This is a genomic window from Rodentibacter sp. Ppn85 (assembly GCF_001999335.1).
Taxonomy (GTDB): Bacteria; Pseudomonadota; Gammaproteobacteria; order Enterobacterales; family Pasteurellaceae; genus Rodentibacter.
In genome coordinates this window covers 21103-38702 of record NZ_MLHS01000056.1, presented here as the reverse complement: position 1 = coordinate 38702, position 17600 = coordinate 21103, and the positions used below count along the sequence as shown (strand labels likewise).

The 17600-nt window shown below is 39.7% G+C and carries 13 protein-coding genes; all 13 read left to right on the top strand.

Going from position 1 to position 17600, the window contains the following annotated elements:
- The first annotated feature begins 62 nt into the window (after positions 1-62).
- Entirely contained in the window at positions 63-3836 is a 3774-nt protein-coding gene (gene malQ, locus BKL51_RS09515; RefSeq protein WP_077466450.1) for a 4-alpha-glucanotransferase, read from the top strand.
- Between the two features lie 11 nt (positions 3837-3847).
- Positions 3848-4639: an endonuclease/exonuclease/phosphatase family protein gene (locus tag BKL51_RS09510; protein WP_077466449.1), complete on the top strand. Its 792-nt coding sequence runs from the start codon at positions 3848-3850 to the stop codon at positions 4637-4639.
- Between the two features lie 10 nt (positions 4640-4649).
- Positions 4650-6314: a PTS transporter subunit IIBC gene (locus BKL51_RS09505; protein ID WP_077466448.1), complete on the top strand. Its 1665-nt coding sequence runs from the start codon at positions 4650-4652 to the stop codon at positions 6312-6314.
- Between the two features lie 286 nt (positions 6315-6600).
- Positions 6601-7269, top strand: a complete 669-nt coding sequence (locus BKL51_RS09500) for a DUF2057 domain-containing protein (protein WP_077466447.1) — start codon at positions 6601-6603, stop codon at positions 7267-7269.
- Positions 7270-7334: 65 nt separating this feature from the next.
- The gene (gene yccS, locus BKL51_RS09495) at positions 7335-9482 is read left to right on the top strand and encodes a YccS family putative transporter (protein ID WP_077466446.1); all 2148 of its coding nucleotides are present in this window, start codon (positions 7335-7337) and stop codon (positions 9480-9482) included.
- Between the two features lie 215 nt (positions 9483-9697).
- Complete coding sequence (gene rsxA / locus BKL51_RS09490) at positions 9698-10276, top strand: electron transport complex subunit RsxA (RefSeq protein ID WP_077466445.1); 579 nt, start codon at positions 9698-9700, stop codon at positions 10274-10276.
- Positions 10277-10374: 98 nt separating this feature from the next.
- Positions 10375-10959, top strand: coding sequence for an electron transport complex subunit RsxB (gene rsxB, locus BKL51_RS09485; protein ID WP_077466444.1), 585 nt, complete (start codon positions 10375-10377; stop codon positions 10957-10959).
- Positions 10960-12885 (top strand): electron transport complex subunit RsxC, encoded by a 1926-nt coding sequence (gene rsxC, locus BKL51_RS09480; protein WP_077466443.1) that lies wholly within the window; start codon positions 10960-10962, stop codon positions 12883-12885. It abuts the gene before it with no gap.
- Positions 12886-12888: 3 nt separating this feature from the next.
- Positions 12889-13968, top strand: a complete 1080-nt coding sequence (gene rsxD / locus BKL51_RS09475; protein WP_077466442.1) for an electron transport complex subunit RsxD — start codon at positions 12889-12891, stop codon at positions 13966-13968.
- Positions 13968-14594, top strand: coding sequence for an electron transport complex subunit RsxG (gene rsxG, locus BKL51_RS09470; RefSeq protein ID WP_077466441.1), 627 nt, complete (start codon positions 13968-13970; stop codon positions 14592-14594). Before rsxD ends, rsxG begins: the two co-directional genes overlap by 1 nt.
- Before the next feature lies 1 nt (position 14595).
- Positions 14596-15309 carry an electron transport complex subunit E gene (locus BKL51_RS09465; RefSeq protein WP_077466440.1) on the top strand — a complete coding sequence of 238 codons (714 nt, stop codon included), beginning with the start codon at positions 14596-14598 and terminating at the stop codon, positions 15307-15309.
- A 201-nt stretch (positions 15310-15510) separates the two neighbouring features.
- The gene (gene nth, locus BKL51_RS09460; protein WP_077466439.1) at positions 15511-16146 is read left to right on the top strand and encodes an endonuclease III; all 636 of its coding nucleotides are present in this window, start codon (positions 15511-15513) and stop codon (positions 16144-16146) included.
- 44 nt (positions 16147-16190) lie between these two features.
- Positions 16191-17564, top strand: coding sequence for a sodium-dependent transporter (locus BKL51_RS09455; protein WP_077466438.1), 1374 nt, complete (start codon positions 16191-16193; stop codon positions 17562-17564).
- Positions 17565-17600: the final 36 nt, after the last annotated feature.

Here is a 17600-nt window from a genome sequence, read left to right as displayed (position 1 = left end):
TGTTGCGTAACACAAAATTTTAGCTAAAATTGGCAGCACTCTAGCTTCCATAAGGAAAAACTATGCTTACTCGTTCAAGTGGCATTTTAATGCACATCACCTCGTTACCTAATTCATTTGGTATTGGCAGTTTCGGGCAATCCGCCTATGATTTTGTCGATTTTTTGGTTGAAACCAAGCAGACCTACTGGCAAATCCTTCCATTGACAACAACAAGCTACGGCGACTCCCCCTATCAATCTTTTTCAGCCATTGCCGGTAATCCTCATTTAATTGACTTTGATTTATTGACGCAAATGGGGCTTTTAACAGAAAAAGACTACCATTCCGTTAATTTTGGTGATGAGCCGACACAAATTGATTATGAGCGTATATCTTGTGCAAGACGCCCTATCTTAGAGATAGCGGTAAAAAATTTTATAGCGAATGATAAATTCCGCCTCTCATTTGAAAACTTTGAAAAAAACAACCGCACTTGGTTATCGGACTATGCGGAATTTATGGCGATTAAAGAATATTTTGGCAATCGTGCATTACAAGAATGGGATGATAAACAAGCTATTGCTCGAGAACCTAAGGCGTTGAAAAAATACCGCACAATGCTTGCCCCACAGATTCAATATTTTAAGGTGACACAGTATTTTTTCTTTCAACAGTGGCAAGCATTGAAAAACTATGCTAACCAAAAAGGCATTAAAATTATCGGTGATATGCCTATTTATGTCTCCGCAGATAGTGTTGAAGTGTGGACAAAACCGGAGCTTTTTCAATTAGATGCAGAACGTAACCCACTTTTTGTAGCAGGCGTTCCCGCAGATCAATTCAGCGCAACAGGACAGCTTTGGGGCAATCCGCTTTATGATTGGGACGAACATAAAAAACAAGGCTATGCTTGGTGGATTTATCGTATTGAAGAAAGTTTTAAAATCTACGATGTATTGCGTATCGACCATTTCAAAGGTTTCTCAGATTATTGGCAAGTTGACGGCAAAGCAGAAATTGCAAAGTACGGTAGCTGGCAACCGGGTCCCGGTTATGAACTATTCGAAGCCGTAAAACAACAATTGGGCGACTTACCGATTATAGCTGAAGATCTTGGTAATATTGATGATAAAGCAAAGAAATTGTTAGCCGATTGCGGTTATCCCGGCATGAAAATTTTACAATTCGGGTTTGAAGATATTACCGGGGAAAGTTTTGATAGCCCACACTATTGTGTGCCTCATTGCATTGCCTACACAGGTACGCACGATAACGATGTACTCAATGGTTGGTATGACAGTTTAACCTCGGCTCAACAGCAATACATGAATGATTATACCCATCGCAGTGCAGATGAATCCGTTTGTCAGGCGGTTGTCCGTCAATTATTTGCAACAGTAAGTAATACGGCGATTGCAACCATGCAAGATATTTTAGATTTGCCAACCTGCTCAAGAATGAATATCCCCTCTACTATTGGCGGAAACTGGCAATGGCGAATGCAAAAAACCGATTTAACTCAAGATAAAAAAGATTTCTTAACTAAAATAACCACGTTATATCAAAGAGCGAATAAGGAAAAAGCAATGATTAAATTTAGTGATTTTGTGCAAACCAGTATAAATAAACCTCTTGAAGAATTAAACGATCAAGCTATTTATGCACAGTTATTAAACTATGTAAAAACGCTTTCGGCAGATAAACCTAAAAATGCAGGAAAACGAAAAGTTTATTATATTTCTGCTGAATTCTTGATTGGTAAATTATTATCTAACAATCTCATTAACCTTGGGGTGTATCAAGACGTTAAAGATGAATTGGCTCGTGCTGGAAAATCACTAAGTCATATTGAAGATATTGAACCTGAACCCTCTTTAGGAAATGGCGGTCTAGGGCGTTTAGCCTCTTGTTTTATCGACTCAATGGCAACACTTGGTTTAAATGCGGAAGGTGTAGGTTTAAATTATCATTGCGGATTGTTTAAGCAAGTTTTTAAACAAAATGAACAAAAAACTGAACCGAATTATTGGATCGAAAAGAATTCTTGGTTAATCCCAACGGAAGTTAGCTATGAAGTACCATTTAAATCCTTTACTTTGACCTCAAAATTAGATCGTATTGATATTCTGGGTTATAAAAAATCAACTAAAAATTATCTCAATTTATTTGATATTGAATCAGTGAATTATCACTTAATTAAAGATGGGATTGAGTTCGATAAAACGAACATTAAAGAAAATTTAACCTTATTTCTTTATCCGGATGATTCTGATAAAAATGGAGAATTGTTACGTATTTATCAACAATATTTTATGGTATCCAATGCGGCACAATTATTAATTGATGAAGCCATTGAACGTGGGAGTAACATACGAGATCTTGCGGATTATGCTTATGTGCAAATTAATGATACTCACCCTTCAATGGTGATTCCCGAATTAATTCGCCTACTCACCGAAAAACATCATCTTGAATTTTTAGAAGCGGTGAACATCGTGCGTAATATGGTGGGTTATACTAATCATACTATTCTTGCTGAAGCCTTAGAAAAATGGCCGCTTAGTTATTTAAACAAAGTCGTGCCGCATTTAGTCGTTATCATTAAAAAATTGGATAAATTAGTGCGTGCAGAATATAAAGATCCTGCGGTACGAATTATTGATAAACGTAATTGTGTACATATGGCTAATATGGATATCCATTTTTCAAACTCAGTAAATGGCGTTGCGGCATTACATACCGAAATTTTGAAAAATGCCGAACTTAAAGCATTTTATACCATCTATCCTGAAAAATTTAATAATAAAACAAACGGTATTACTTTCCGCCGTTGGCTAGAATTTTCCAACCAAGAGTTAGCGGCTTATCTAAAACAGCTTATTGGGGATAGTTATCTACAAGATGCAACACAGTTAGAAAAATTACTTGCCCTTGCAGATGACAAACAAGTTCATCAAAAACTCGCTGAAATTAAATTTAACAATAAGTTAGCCTTAAAAACGTATCTTAAAGAAAACAAAGGCATTGAATTAGACGAAAATTCAATTATTGATACGCAAATTAAACGTTTCCATGAATACAAACGTCAACAAATGAATGCACTTTATGTGATTCATAAATATCTTGAGATCAAAGCAGGCAAATTACCTCAACGTAAAATCAGCGTTATATTTGGAGGCAAAGCGGCCCCAGCCTATGTGATTGCACAAGATATTATTCATCTAATTCTTTGTTTATCCGAACTCATCAATAACGATCCGGCAGTAAACAAATATTTAAATGTTTATTTAGTGGAAAACTATAATGTGAGTGTGGCTGAAAAACTAATTCCGGCGACGGATATTTCAGAGCAAATCTCCCTTGCCTCCAAAGAAGCCTCCGGTACAGGTAATATGAAATTTATGCTCAATGGTGCATTAACACTGGGTACCATGGACGGCGCGAATGTTGAGATCGCAGAGCTTGCGGGAGCAGAAAACATTTATACCTTTGGTAAAGATTCACAAAGTATCATTAAACTTTATGAAACCGCCGGCTATGTTTCAAAAGATTACTATACCAATGATAAGTATATTAAACGCGCGGTAGATTTTATTATCAATCCGACATTGGTGAAACTCGGTAATTCAGTGCGTTTAAAGCGCCTCTATAACGAATTATTGAATAAAGACTGGTTTATGACCTTAATTGACTTCAACGCTTACGTAAAAGCTAAAGAGCAAATTTTGGCGGATTATAAAGATCAAGATAGTTGGAATAAAAAAGTCGTTCAAAATATCGCAAAAGCGGGTTTCTTCTCGTCAGATCGAACTATTGCACAATACAACGCCGATATCTGGCACTGTGAGGACTAAAGGGGGGGGCAATGAAATTACTTACCCTAAACGTACACGCTTGGTTAGAAGATAACCAAGCGGAGAAAATAGCCATTCTTGCTCAAATTATCGTAGAAAAGGGCTATGACATCATTGCATTACAAGAAGTCAATCAACTGATGACAGCGCCACCGATTAGCCAAGCCTTAAAACGGGATAACTATGGCGTAATACTATTACGCCAAATTAACCAACAAGCCGAGCAAAAATATTCGCTGTTTTGGAGTAATTCACACATTGGCTATGATAAATATGATGAAGGTGTCGCATTCTTAACCCGACTCCCCGTTTATGAAGTTGATCCTTTTTATTGCAGCCGCCATCAACGCCTTGATTCCATTCTCTCACGCAAAATTCTGGGTTTAACCGTGGAGTATCAAGAGCAGCTCATAGACTGCTACTCCTGCCACATCAATTTGCCGAATTCGAAAGGCGAAGATCAACTCGACAATATTCGCACCATCATTAAGCGTAGTCAGAGCAATAATCTAAAAATCCTAATGGGTGATTTCAACACCGATGCCATCACTAATCCGCAAGCTTATCAACAAATCAAAGCATTAGGTTTGCTTGATAGCTATGAAATAGCGGAACAAAAAGATTCGGGGATCACTGTGGCAAAAGCCATTGATGGTTGGCATAGCCATAGCGAAGAAAAACGTTTGGATTATATTTTTTTAAATCAAGCAAAAAGGGTTTTATCTAGTCAGGTTATTTTTAATGGTAAAAATAAACCTGTGATTTCCGATCATTTTGGCTTGGAAGTGGATGTCATTCTTTAGGAGAAAACAAATGAAAAAATTGCTAAGTTTTGAATTTTGGCAAAAATTCGGCAAATGCCTTATGGTGGTAATTGCCGTTATGCCGGCTGCCGGATTAATGGTGAGTATTGGTAACTCATTGCCTTTGTTGAGTGATGCCGAATGGGTCGCCCGCATTGGTAATATCATTGCTCAAATCGGTTGGGGGATCATCGGTAATCTCCATCTCTTATTTGCCTTAGCCATTGGCGGCAGTTGGGCAAATGAGCGTGCAGGCGGAGCGTTTGCAGCAGGATTAGCCTTTATCTTAATCAACCTTGTTACCGGACATATTTTCGGTGTAAAAATTGAAATGCTGGCAGATCCCAACGCGCATGTAGGCACCCTACTTGCCGGTGAAATTCCCGTCGCAAACTACTTCATCAATATACTCGGACAACCAGCATTGAATATGGGGGTCTTTGTAGGGATCATCGCCGGTTTTGTAGGGGCAACCACATTCAATCGTTACTACAACTTCCGTAAGCTACCTGAGGTTCTCACCTTCTTTAACGGCAAACGCTTCGTTCCTTTTGTTGTGATTTATCGCTCCGTATTAGTCGCATTACTTCTTGCTTTATTTTGGCCTTTAGTACAATCGGGAATCAACCATTTCGGTCAGTGGATCGCCAGTTCACAAAATAGCGCCCCAATCCTTGCACCGTTTATCTACGGCACATTAGAACGTCTTTTATTGCCTTTCGGTTTACACCATATGCTCACAATCCCAATGAACTATACATCATTAGGCGGAACCTATGAGTTCTTAACTGGCGCTCAAAAAGGCGTGCAAGTCTTTGGACAAGACCCATTGTGGCTAGCGTGGATCTCCGACTTAATTAATTTAAAAGATACGGGTAATTTAGCGCAATATAACGAACTGCTCTCAAGCGTCACGCCGGCTCGTTTTAAAGTCGGGCAAATGATTGGCTCAAGCGGTATTTTGATGGGAATTACCCTAGCAATGTATGTAAATGTCGATGCAGATAAGAAAAAAATCTATAAAGGGATTTTCCTCTCATCCGCCCTTGCGGTTTTCCTTACCGGAGTAACAGAACCGATTGAATATATGTTTATGTTCGCCGCCATGCCACTTTATATTGTGTATGCTTTAGTTCAAGGTGCGGCGTTTGCAATGGCGGATATTGTGAATTTACGAATGCATTCATTCGGTAATATTGAGTTTTTAACCCGTACGCCAATGGCAATTAAAGCCGGCATTGGCATGGATGTCATCAACTTTATTTGGGTTTCTATTCTCTTTGCATTAGCCATGTTCCTTGTTGCGAATTTTATGATTAAAAAATTCAACCTGGCAACGGCAGGACGCAATGGTAACTACGATGCGAAAAATGCCGATGAAAATACTTCTAACGAACCAAAAGTCGCTAACGCAAGCGTACAAGTCGTGCAAATTGTAAACTTACTTGGCGGACGCAATAATATTGCCGATGTCGATGCCTGTATGACACGCTTACGTATTACAGTGCATAATGCCGATTTGGTTGGTGATGAGGCAGGTTGGAAACAAGCCGGCGCGATGGGGATTATTATCAAAGGAACCGGCATTCAAGCCATCTACGGGCCAAAAGCCGATGTGCTGAAATCCGATATTCAAGATCTGCTAGCCTCCGGTGCCAAAATTCCGAAAGTTTAAGCCATATTCAAGCAACCAAAAAGTGCGGTTAAAATTAACCGCACTTTTTTATCATTCCGATGTGATATAAGTTAGCTTTATACAAAATGTGAAGATGTACTGTATGCGCGCTTGGAGCGTTAATGCAGCGTGTCCCTATAATCCGCTAAAATGTCGGTTTTATGCAACTGCGATATAATATCGAAAAACTTTTTCATTTTTGACCGCACTTTTTTATTTCCATTTCATAGAAATTAGCATAGCATAGGCAGCGAAACTTATTTTCACCATAATAAAAGGAGTAATCATGAAATTACGCACGTTTGCCTTTAGTATCGCAACACTATTAGCCAGTACGGCAAGTTTTGCCGGTATGGTTTCCAGTTCATCAAATATTGATTTTCTAGCTATTGACGGTCAAAAAGCAAGTAAATCCCTTCTAAGCAAAAATAATTCATTCAGCATAAATGATACCAACACCCATCAAGTAGTCGTGCGTGTGGGCGAAATTGTTGGTAGCGGTTCAAGCCAATCTCTGTTTGAATCCAACCCACTTATTGTCACATTTCAAGGTTCAACCGAAGATATTGTGATTTCCACTCCTAGCATTCGCACTAAAGCGGAAGCAGAAAAATTCAACGGGGCTCCGATCATTAGCGTGAAAACAACCTCTGGCCAGGAAATTTCGGCCAAAATAGATACTTTAAAGCAAGAAGGTCTATTTCCATCGGCGAATATTATTAGTGATCTAGCAACCTATAACGCTTCGGGCGCAACTGCTGCCGTTCCGACATTAGCGACGGCAAATGTGCAACCAATGATGGGCATCACACCTGCCACAAACAGCAAAGCAACCAAAGGTAAAGTCGTTGTTCAAGGTGAAAATGTCGCTGAACAACAATTGCAATATTGGTTCCAACAAGCGGATAAAAAAACTCAGACCCGTTTCCTAAACTGGGCAAAATCCCATAAATAATGACCGCACTTTATAACGGAGAGTGAGCTATCAAGCTCACTTTTCTATTTTGATAAGGATTCAAAATGAATAACTGGTTAAACGCAAAAGTCATCGCATCCATTCCAATATTTATTAGCGTGAATCTCGCTGCTTTCGGTGTTTGGTTCTTTGATATTTCCAGTCAATCCATGCCATTAATTTTAGGGATTATTGCAGGTGGATTAGTGGACTTGGATAATCGTTTAACCGGTCGTTTAAAAAATATTTTTTACACATTAATTGCTTTTGCCATTTCTTCTTTTGTGGTGCAACTAAATATCGGCAAACCGATTCAATACATTGCATTGATTACTTCGCTTACCTTCATTTTTACCATGATAGGGGCTGTTGGACAACGTTACAGCACGATTGCTTTCGGTTCACTTGTTGTCGCACTCTATACAACGCTCACTCATGATCCAAACGACACAGAAAGTTGGTTTATTAAAACAACACTGATTTTACTCGGTACGCTACTTTATAGTGTAGTCACCCTAATCGTTCATCTTTTTTTCCCTAATCGCCCCGTACAAGAAAGTGTAGCTAAAGCCTTTTGTGCCTTAGGGGAATATTTAGATGCCAAATCAATGTTTTTTGATCCCGATGAAATTGATGAAATTGAGAAAAAACACCTCAATTTCGCCCTTAAAAATGCCAACGTCATTAATGCTTTTAACCTTGCCCGAACTGCACTTTTCTATCGTATTCGAGGACAACACCGACATATCCGCACACAAAAAATGGTTCGCTATTATTTTGCCGCACAAGAAATCCATGAGCGTGCCAATTCCACCCATTTTGATTATCAACAAATTGCTGAAAAACTCAAAAATACGGATCTGATTTTCCGCATTCAACGATTATTAGAATTACAAGCCCAATCCTGTCAAGAAATTAAGCAAAGCCTACGCCATAACCGCCCTTACCATTATAATCAACGGGTAGAAAAAGCCCTACTCGGTACTTTACAATCTTTTGAGCTGTATCGTCAAAAACACCCCGATGACAAAGATCTGATTATCCACATTCAGGGTTTATTGGATAATTTGCAAAATATTAATTGGCAAATGAATCAATTAGAACAAGAATCCAACATCAATGAGCCGCTCGCACAAATTCATACCGTGCAAGTAACGGGGCTAAAGAATATTCTCTCCACCATTGCCGGACACTTTACCTTTGAATCGCAATTATTCCGTCATGCCGTGCGCTTATCTATTGTCGTTTTCCTTTGCTGTGTCATTGTGGATTTTTTCCAATTCAATCTAGGTTATTGGATCTTACTCACCGCAATTTTTGTTTGCCAGCCCAATTACTCTGCGACTAAAACCCGATTACGCCAACGTATTATCGGCACAATCTTAGGCGTAATTGTGGGGCTGTTATTACCTTATTTAAATCCGACCCTAGAATTAAAACTCGGCCTAATTGTGCTAACCAGTACATTATTTTTCTTCTTTCGCAGTAATAATTACAGTTTTTCAACTTTTTTCATTACCCTGCAAGTATTATTAGGTTTTGATATTATGGGCTTTAGTACGGAAACAGCACTTATTCCCCGTGTACTCGATACCCTACTCGGTTCGGCTATCGCTTGGTTTGGCGTCTCTTATTTATGGCCGGATTGGAAATACTTACAACTTGATAAAGTCAGCCGACTTGCTATTAAAAGCGATGCGCAATACTTGTTGCATATCACCAGTCAATTACAATTTAGCAAAAGCGATGATCTCAAATATCGCATCGCCCGCCGTAATGCACACGAATACAACGCCGCACTGAGCACAACTATTTCAAATATGAACAGTGAACCGATGAAATATCAGGCGCATTTGCAAGAAGGCTTTGATTTACTCAAAATCAATTATTCTTTACTAAGCTACATCTCTGCACTTGGTTCGTACCGCTACAAAATGCGCGAATTACAACAAACCACCGGTTTTCTATCCGGCTTTTATCCGACAGCTAAAAAAATTATTTACGCCCTTGAAAACATCGAAAAACTCACGCCTGAGGTTTTTGCTAAATTATTTGAAAATATTGAATCCAGTTTGAAAGAGATTCACGTATCTGAAAATACGGCGTTTGTACTCCCATATCAGCAGTTAAATCTAATAGCACAACTATTGCCGCAAATTTATAGCTACTTTCATAAAACATCCAATCATGGCTTAAACCATGGAGATGAATAAAAAATAGAAATTTTTGACCGCACTTTGTGGTAAAAGTCGACTATTACACAAAATGGCATTAATTGTCAGTTTATGTAATAAATTTAAAGGCATTGAAATCATACCTTTCTAAAATTAACCGCACTTATTTTGGGGTAGTGATCTACCTTAAATTTCCTATTGTTCTTCCGTCCATAAATAGGGATAATAACGCCCTATTCAAAAGGCAGGCAGTGATGACTCATTATATTTTATTAATTATTGGTACCGCATTGATTAACAACTTCGTATTAGTAAAGTTTCTTGGGCTTTGTCCCTTTATGGGCGTATCAAAGAAAATTGAAACCGCAATCGGTATGGGCTTAGCGACCATGTTCGTTTTAACCGTTGCGTCACTTTCCGCCTATTTGGTCGATCACTATATTTTATTACCTTTAAATGCAACTTTTTTACGAACCTTGGTGTTTATTCTGGTGATTGCCGTTGTGGTTCAATTTACCGAAATGGCTATCAATAAAACCAGCCCGACACTTTATCGCTTACTTGGTATTTTTTTGCCGTTAATCACAACAAACTGTGCCGTTCTTGGTGTGGCATTACTCAATGTCAATCTTGCCCATAACTTAACCGAATCCGTCCTCTATGGCTTTGGTGCATCACTGGGCTTTTCCTTAGTATTAGTTTTATTTGCCGCATTACGTGAACGCTTAGTTGCGGCTGATGTACCCAATACGTTTCAAGGCGCATCCATTGCGTTAATCACGGCGGGTTTAATGTCACTTGCCTTTATGGGATTCGCAGGACTCGTTAAGTAACGCGACTCATTAATTATGATCTACTTTTTAATGGCAATTACCGTGTTAATTTTACTTATCGGACTCTATCAAAAATTTTCAGGGAAAATGAAGAAATAATGGCTATTCTACTCATTGTCATCAGTCTGCTTGCGCTCATTTTTGGTGCAATTTTGGGATTTGCCTCCTTAAAACTAAAAGTGGAAGCCGATCCCCTTGTAGAAAAAATTGATGCCATATTACCACAAAGCCAATGCGGTCAATGCGGTTATCCCGGCTGCAAACCCTATGCAGAAGCGATTTTTTGCAACGGCGATTCTATTACAAAATGTGTTCCGGGCGGACGAGATACCATAGTAAAAATTGCGGAGATTCTAGGTGTTGAGGTGCCGGCAGTTGACGGCATGGAAGAACCCGTCGAAACGGTAGCGTTTATTGATGAAAATATGTGTATTGGTTGTACAAAATGCATTCAAGCCTGTCCGGTAGATGCCATTATTGGGACAAATAAAATGATGCACACGATTATCCCTGATCTTTGCACCGGCTGTGAACTTTGTGTCGCACCTTGCCCGACAGATTGCATCTCAATGATTCCGGTCAAAAAAGGGATTGATAGTTGGGATTGGAAATTTGACGCAAAACTGGTTATTCCTGTGGCGAATGTGAACGGTAGCGAAAAAAAATCGGTTATGGGGGAATAAATGGCGGACGTTTTATCTCGTTTTAATTCCGGTAAACTATGGGATTTCAAAGGGGGAATTCATCCTCCGGAAATGAAAGATCAATCTAACCATCAACCGCTCAGAACACTTCCTTTAAGCAAGGATTTTTATATTCCGCTCAAACAACACTCCGGTCAGGCGGGTAATGTTTTAGTGAAAGCCGGTGATTATGTTTTAAAAGGACAAGCTTTAACGCAAGGTGACGGTTTACGCGCACTCCCCGTTCACGCACCGACATCCGGCACAATTAAAAATATTATCCCCTATGTCGCCGCACATCCTTCCGGGCTTGATGAAATGACTATTCATTTACAAGCTGACGGTTTGGATCGAAGTATTGAGCAACACCCTATTGAAGATTTTCTTAGCCTTACAGCGGAACAACTGATCGAAAAAATTTATCTTGCCGGTGTTGCGGGTTTGGGGGGCGCCGTATTCCCTACTGCCGCTAAGATCCAATCAGCGGATAAAAAAGTCAAATTATTGATTATTAACGGTGCGGAATGTGAACCTTACATCACTTGTGATGATCGCCTGATGCGCGAACACGCCGATGAAATTATTGAAGGCGTGCGTATTTTACGCTATATCCTGCGCCCGGAAAAAGTTGTTATCGCCATTGAAGATAACAAGCCTCAAGCCATCGAAGCGATCAATACGGCATTACACGGTGCAAATGATATCGATGTACGCGTAATCCCAACAAAATACCCTTCCGGGGCGGCGAAACAACTCATTTATTTACTCACAGGTATGGAAGTGCCAAGCGGTTCACGCTCCTCCGGTATTGGCATTTTAATGCATAACGTGGGAACGGCTTTTGCGATAAAAAGAGCGGTCATAAATGACGAACCTTTAATTGAACGGGTCGTAACGTTAACCGGCGATAAAATTCAAGAAAAAGGAAATTACCGGGTACGTCTCGGCACCCCAATTTATCACGTATTAACTCATACGGGCTATCAATTTGACGAACGTTTTCCTGTATTTGTCGGCGGTCCAATGATGGGCATGGAATTGCCAAATTTAAATGCACCGGTGACCAAAATCGTCAACTGCTTGCTTGCCCCGGATCATTTTGAATATACCGAACCGAAACCGGAACAAGCCTGTATTCGCTGCTCAAGCTGCTCGGATGCTTGTCCGGTAAATTTAATGCCACAGCAACTTTATTGGTTCGCACGCAATGAGGATCACAAAAAATCGGAAGAATATGCTTTAAACGATTGTATTGAATGCGGCGTATGTGCTTATGTTTGCCCGAGCCATATCCCGCTTATTCAATATTTCCGCCAAGAAAAAGCGAAAATTTGGCAAATAAAAGAGAAACAGAAAAAAGCGGAAGAAGCAAAAATTCGATTTGAAGCGAAACAAGCACGCATGGAACGTGAAGAACAGGAACGTAAAGCGCGTTCTCAACGAGCTGCAGAAGTCCGTCGCGAAGAATTAGCCAAAACAAAAGGCGAAGATCCTGTAAAAGCGGCATTAGCACGCCTCAAAGCGAAAAAAACCGGTTCGGAGCAAACAACTCAGAAAACATTAACAACAGAAAAAGGCGAAATTTTACCGGATAATAGCGATATGACGGCATTGCGTAAAGCACGTCGTCTAGCCCGCCAACAAACGGAAATAAAAACAGAAAATCTTGAAAATGATGTAGAAAAGACAGTATCAGTAGATCCGAAAAAAGCTGCCGTAGCTGCCGCTATTGCCCGTGCGAAGGCAAAAAAATTGGCTCAAACTAACAACGATAGCGATATAACAACGAAAAATTCGGAACAAAAAACAGATGAAAAACCAACCGCACTTGATCCGAAAAAAGCTGCCGTAGCTGCCGCTATTGCCCGTGCAAAAGCCAAGAAATTGGCTCAGGCCCAACAGAAACCAGATAATGCTCAGGAATAAACAATGTTTAAAATGGTCAGTTCTCCCCATACACATTCAGGGAAGTTAACAGCTCGTATTATGCTTTGGGTCATCTTAGCCATGATACCGGCTCTATTTACACAAATTTATTATTTTGGTTTCGGTGTACTCATTCAATCGGCATTGGCAATCATTGTTGCGTTACTTGCCGAATTTTTAGCAATGAAATTACGTGCTAAGAAGCCTTTATCTTATCTTTCCGATTTCAGCGTAGTATTAACCGCCTTGATTTTAGCCATGGCGATTCCTCCCTATGCCCCTTATTGGGTTATTATTATCGGTACACTTTGTGCGGTAGTACTGGGTAAACACGTGTATGGCGGATTAGGACAAAATCCGTTTAATCCGGCAATGATTGGCTATGTCGTATTATTGATTTCGTTTCCATTACAAATGACCGCTTGGATACCGCCAATTCATTTATTGCAAGAACCCCCTACATTTTCCGATGCTATCGCACTAATTTTTTCCGGCTTAACTACCGATGGATTTACCTTGCCACAACTTACACACAGTATTGACGGCATCACACAAGCAACACCGTTAGATAGTGCAAAAATCTTTTATTCCAGTCACAAAGAATTAACGGATTTCTACGAACTGATTAAAATGCCAATTTTTATAGGAAACGGTACGGACTTTGCACAGGGGTGGTGGCAAGTCAATCTCGCTTTTTTACTCGGCGGCGTATTTTTAATCTTAAAACGCACGATTCATTGGCAAATCCCCGTAGCAATGCTCGTCACTTTTTTTTGCTTGGCAACTATTAACGCCATAACGGGAGGCATACACTTAAGTGCGGTAAGCCAGATGTTCAGCGGTGCAATGATGTTCGGCGCATTTTTTATTGCAACCGATCCGGTTACCGCCTCCATCACGCCGCGTGGAAAAATCGTATTCGGCGCATTAGTAGGGGTTCTGACCTATCTTATCCGTTATCATGGAAATTTCCCGGACGGCGTTGCATTTGCTATTTTATTAAGCAATATCTGTGTTCCCCTCATCGACCATTACACTCGTCCTCGTGTTGCGGGCTACGGCATAAAAGGGAGAAAAAACTAATGAGCATTTTTAAAACCACTTCTCGATATGGCGTGATTTTAGGCTTTATTGCACTACTTTGTAGTGCGATTTCATCCGGCATTTTTTTCCTGACAAAAGGTAAAATTGATGAAGCTATAGCCGCACAACAACGGGAACTCCTACTACAAGTTATCCCACAAAGCTATTTTGATAATAATTTGCTAGAAAGTGCGGTGATTCCAAAGGCGGAAAACTTAGCCGGTATTCAGAAAGTTTATTTCGCTAGGAAAAATAATCACCTTTCAGCCTATGTCTATGAAACGATTGCACCGGACGGCTATTCCGGCGATATTCGCTTACTTGTCGGTTTAACGCCTGAGGGCAAAGTGTTAGGTGTGCGAGTGATTGAACACCATGAAACACCGGGTTTAGGCGATAAAATCGAACTACGTATTTCCAAATGGATTTTATCTTTCGATCATCAGTCTATTAATGAAAATAATTTAACCGATTGGGCGGTCAAAAAAGACGGGGGAAAATTTGACCAGTTTTCCGGTGCAACCATTACCCCACGAGCTATTGTAAACCAAGTAAAACGTTCAGCCCTAACTATGCTTAACAATCAGGCAACACTGTTACAGCTTGCAATTCAAGAAAAGGAATAATATGACAAATTTAACGGAAAAAACGACCTCACTTGAAGAAGAGCTACCTCAAAACAACGTTAAGGATCATACGGAAAAATCCGTATGGCAGGAAATTTTCATACAAGGCATTTGGAAAAATAATCCGGCAATTGTGCAGTTATTAGGGCTTTGTCCTTTATTGGCTGTTTCCAGTACTGCGACCAATGCGCTCGGTTTAGGGCTTGCAACCATGTTGGTTTTAATCTGCACCAATACGGTAATTTCTCTCTTTCGCAAGCAAATTCCTCACGAAATTCGTATTCCTATTTATGTGATGATCATCGCCACGACAGTCACCATCGTACAATTATTGATGAATGCTTATACCTACGGATTATATCAATCTCTTGGAATTTTTATTCCGCTGATTGTAACAAACTGTATCGTAATTGGTCGAGCCGAAGCCTTTGCCTCCAAAAATAACCTTTTGCATTCTATTTGGGACGGTTTCTCGATGGGATTCGGTATGGCTTTAAGCCTTACTATGCTTGGCGCACTCCGTGAAATTCTTGGGCAAGGAACGATTTTTGAAGGTATCGAAAATCTTTTTGGCGAACAAGCGACATTTCTCACACTCCATATTTACCATACCGATAGCAGTTTCTTACTTTTCATCCTGCCGCCGGGTGCGTTTATTGGATTAGGACTACTCCTTGCCCTAAAAAATAGAATTGATAACCGAAGAAAAATATAGATTGAACACACACTTAATCTTCCCCGTGTAAATCGCCCGACCGACTTGGCATTTTTAGGAAAATTTGTACTGTTTGAGCCAAAGGCGAGTTTACAAATTTTCCGTAAAGAAAATGACAACAAAGGTCGGAAAAGCGATTTAATCGGGGTGTGTTCTTTGCTACTTTCTTGCACAAGCAAGAAAGTAGAAGGAAATAAAATTATGAACCAGAAAAAAAGAATCGAAATATTAACCCGACTACGGGATCAAAATCCCCACCCGACTACCGAATTGCAGTATAATTCGCCCTTTGAATTATTAATCGCAGTGATTTTGTCGGCACAAGCCACTGATAAAGGGGTAAATAAAGCGACAGAAAAACTTTTTCCCGTTGCCAATACTCCACAAGCGATTTTAGATCTAGGCTTGGATGGCTTAAAAAGCTACATTAAAACGATCGGACTTTATAATAGTAAAGCGGAAAACATCATTAAAACCTGCCGTGATCTCCTCGAAAAACACAACAGTGAAATCCCGGAAAATAGTGAAGCCTTAGAAGCACTTGCCGGCGTTGGACGGAAAACAGCTAATGTGGTATTAAATACTGCCTTTGGTCATCCTACTATTGCGGTCGATACCCATATATTTCGCGTATGTAATCGCACTAATTTTGCACCGGGTAAAGATGTTGTTAAAGTAGAAGAAAAACTCTTAAAAGTGGTACCCGATGAATTTAAAGTAGATGTGCATCATTGGCTGATCTTACACGGTCGTTATACTTGTGTTGCAAGAAAGCCCCGTTGCGGTTCCTGTATTATTGAGGATCTCTGCGAATATAAAGAAAAAACCGAATATTAAGAACAATTTATTTTTTGACCGCACTTTTATTAATAGGAAAGACAATGACAACAAATAAACAACAACGTCAAACTTGGTCTAGCCGGCTGACTTATGTAATGACCGTTGCCGGTGCAACCGTTGGTTTCGGTGCAACTTGGCGATTCCCTTATCTTGTCGGTGAACATGGCGGCGGCGCTTATGTACTGCTTTTTTGCCTTGCCATGATTGTTATCGGAATTCCAATGATTTTAGTGGAAAATGTGATTGGTCGCCGTTTACGGGTAAACTCCATTGATGCTTTTGGCGATAAAATTCTAGATAAAGGTAAACACATTTCAAAATATTGGAAGATCATCGGTTATATGGGGTTACTCGGTGCATTTGGTATTATGGCTTATTACATGGTACTGGGCGGCTGGGTTATTTCTTATATTGTAAACTTAATCAGCGGTACCCTTGATATTTCAACACCAATTACAAAAGATATAGCAAAAAACTTCTATGATCTTCACATCGGCAATAGCCCTTATGAAATTATGTTTTATACCTTCCTTTTTGTCATTGTCAATTACATTATTTTGGCAAAAGGCATCATTGGCGGTATTGAACGTTCGGTCAAATATTTAATGCCGTTACTGTTTATTTTCTTAATCGGCATGGTGATCCGTAATATTACCTTGCCGGGTGCAATGGAAGGGGTTACTTTCTATTTAAAACCTGACTTTAGTAAAATTACCCCTCAACTTTTCATTTTTGTATTAGGGCAAGTGTTCTTTGCGTTAAGCCTTGGCTTTGGTGTTTTAATTACACTTTCAAGTTATCTTGATAAAGAAGAAAACCTCATTCACACAGCCGTAATTACCGGTTTTACCAATACCATCATTGCGGTACTTGCCGGTTTTATGATCTTTCCTTCATTATTCACTTTTGGTATCGAACCCAATGCCGGCCCAACTCTAGTTTTCCAAAGCTTACCGATTGTTTTTTCCCATTTATGGGCGGGAAAATTCTTTGCCGTCATTTTCTTTAGCTTATTATTAATCGCCGCTCTCACGACGTCTATTACCATTTACGAAGTCATTATTACCGCATTACAGGAAAAACTTCGTATGCGCCGTAGCAAAGCGATCATTTTAACCTTAGGCGGAATTTTTCTCGCGGGCAACATTCCGGCCATTCTGGGTGATAATCTTTGGAAGGACGTTACTATTTTCGGTAAAAGTATTTTTGATTTCTATGATTATGCAAGTGGCAATATTTTATTTATGCTCACCGCATTAGGTTGTGCAATTTTCGTTGGTTTTGTATTAAAAGATGAAGCCAGAAAAGAACTCTCTCAAACACCTGATTCGACTTTCAGCAAAATTTGGTTTAACTATGTAAAATTTGTTGTACCTGTGATTATTATCGTAATTTTCATCAGTAACTTATTTTAATCCACAAAAAAACCGAGCCAATGCTCGGTTTTTCTT

What these genes read in the sequence shown, in the direction of transcription:
- BKL51_RS09505 (WP_077466448.1), top strand. Translation starts at nt 4,650, where the DNA reads ATGAAAAAATTGCTAAGTTTTGAATTTTGGCAAAAATTCGGCAAATGC.
- BKL51_RS09510 (WP_077466449.1), top strand. Translation starts at nt 3,848, where the DNA reads ATGAAATTACTTACCCTAAACGTACACGCTTGGTTAGAAGATAACCAA.
- BKL51_RS09465 (WP_077466440.1), top strand. Translation starts at nt 14,596, where the DNA reads ATGACAAATTTAACGGAAAAAACGACCTCACTTGAAGAAGAGCTACCT.
- rsxB (WP_077466444.1), top strand. Translation starts at nt 10,375, where the DNA reads ATGGCTATTCTACTCATTGTCATCAGTCTGCTTGCGCTCATTTTTGGT.
- BKL51_RS09500 (WP_077466447.1), top strand. Translation starts at nt 6,601, where the DNA reads ATGAAATTACGCACGTTTGCCTTTAGTATCGCAACACTATTAGCCAGT.
- rsxA (WP_077466445.1), top strand. Translation starts at nt 9,698, where the DNA reads ATGACTCATTATATTTTATTAATTATTGGTACCGCATTGATTAACAAC.
- yccS (WP_077466446.1), top strand. Translation starts at nt 7,335, where the DNA reads ATGAATAACTGGTTAAACGCAAAAGTCATCGCATCCATTCCAATATTT.
- rsxD (WP_077466442.1), top strand. Translation starts at nt 12,889, where the DNA reads ATGTTTAAAATGGTCAGTTCTCCCCATACACATTCAGGGAAGTTAACA.
- BKL51_RS09455 (WP_077466438.1), top strand. Translation starts at nt 16,191, where the DNA reads ATGACAACAAATAAACAACAACGTCAAACTTGGTCTAGCCGGCTGACT.
- nth (WP_077466439.1), top strand. Translation starts at nt 15,511, where the DNA reads ATGAACCAGAAAAAAAGAATCGAAATATTAACCCGACTACGGGATCAA.
- malQ (WP_077466450.1), top strand. Translation starts at nt 63, where the DNA reads ATGCTTACTCGTTCAAGTGGCATTTTAATGCACATCACCTCGTTACCT.
- rsxG (WP_077466441.1), top strand. Translation starts at nt 13,968, where the DNA reads ATGAGCATTTTTAAAACCACTTCTCGATATGGCGTGATTTTAGGCTTT.
- rsxC (WP_077466443.1), top strand. Translation starts at nt 10,960, where the DNA reads ATGGCGGACGTTTTATCTCGTTTTAATTCCGGTAAACTATGGGATTTC.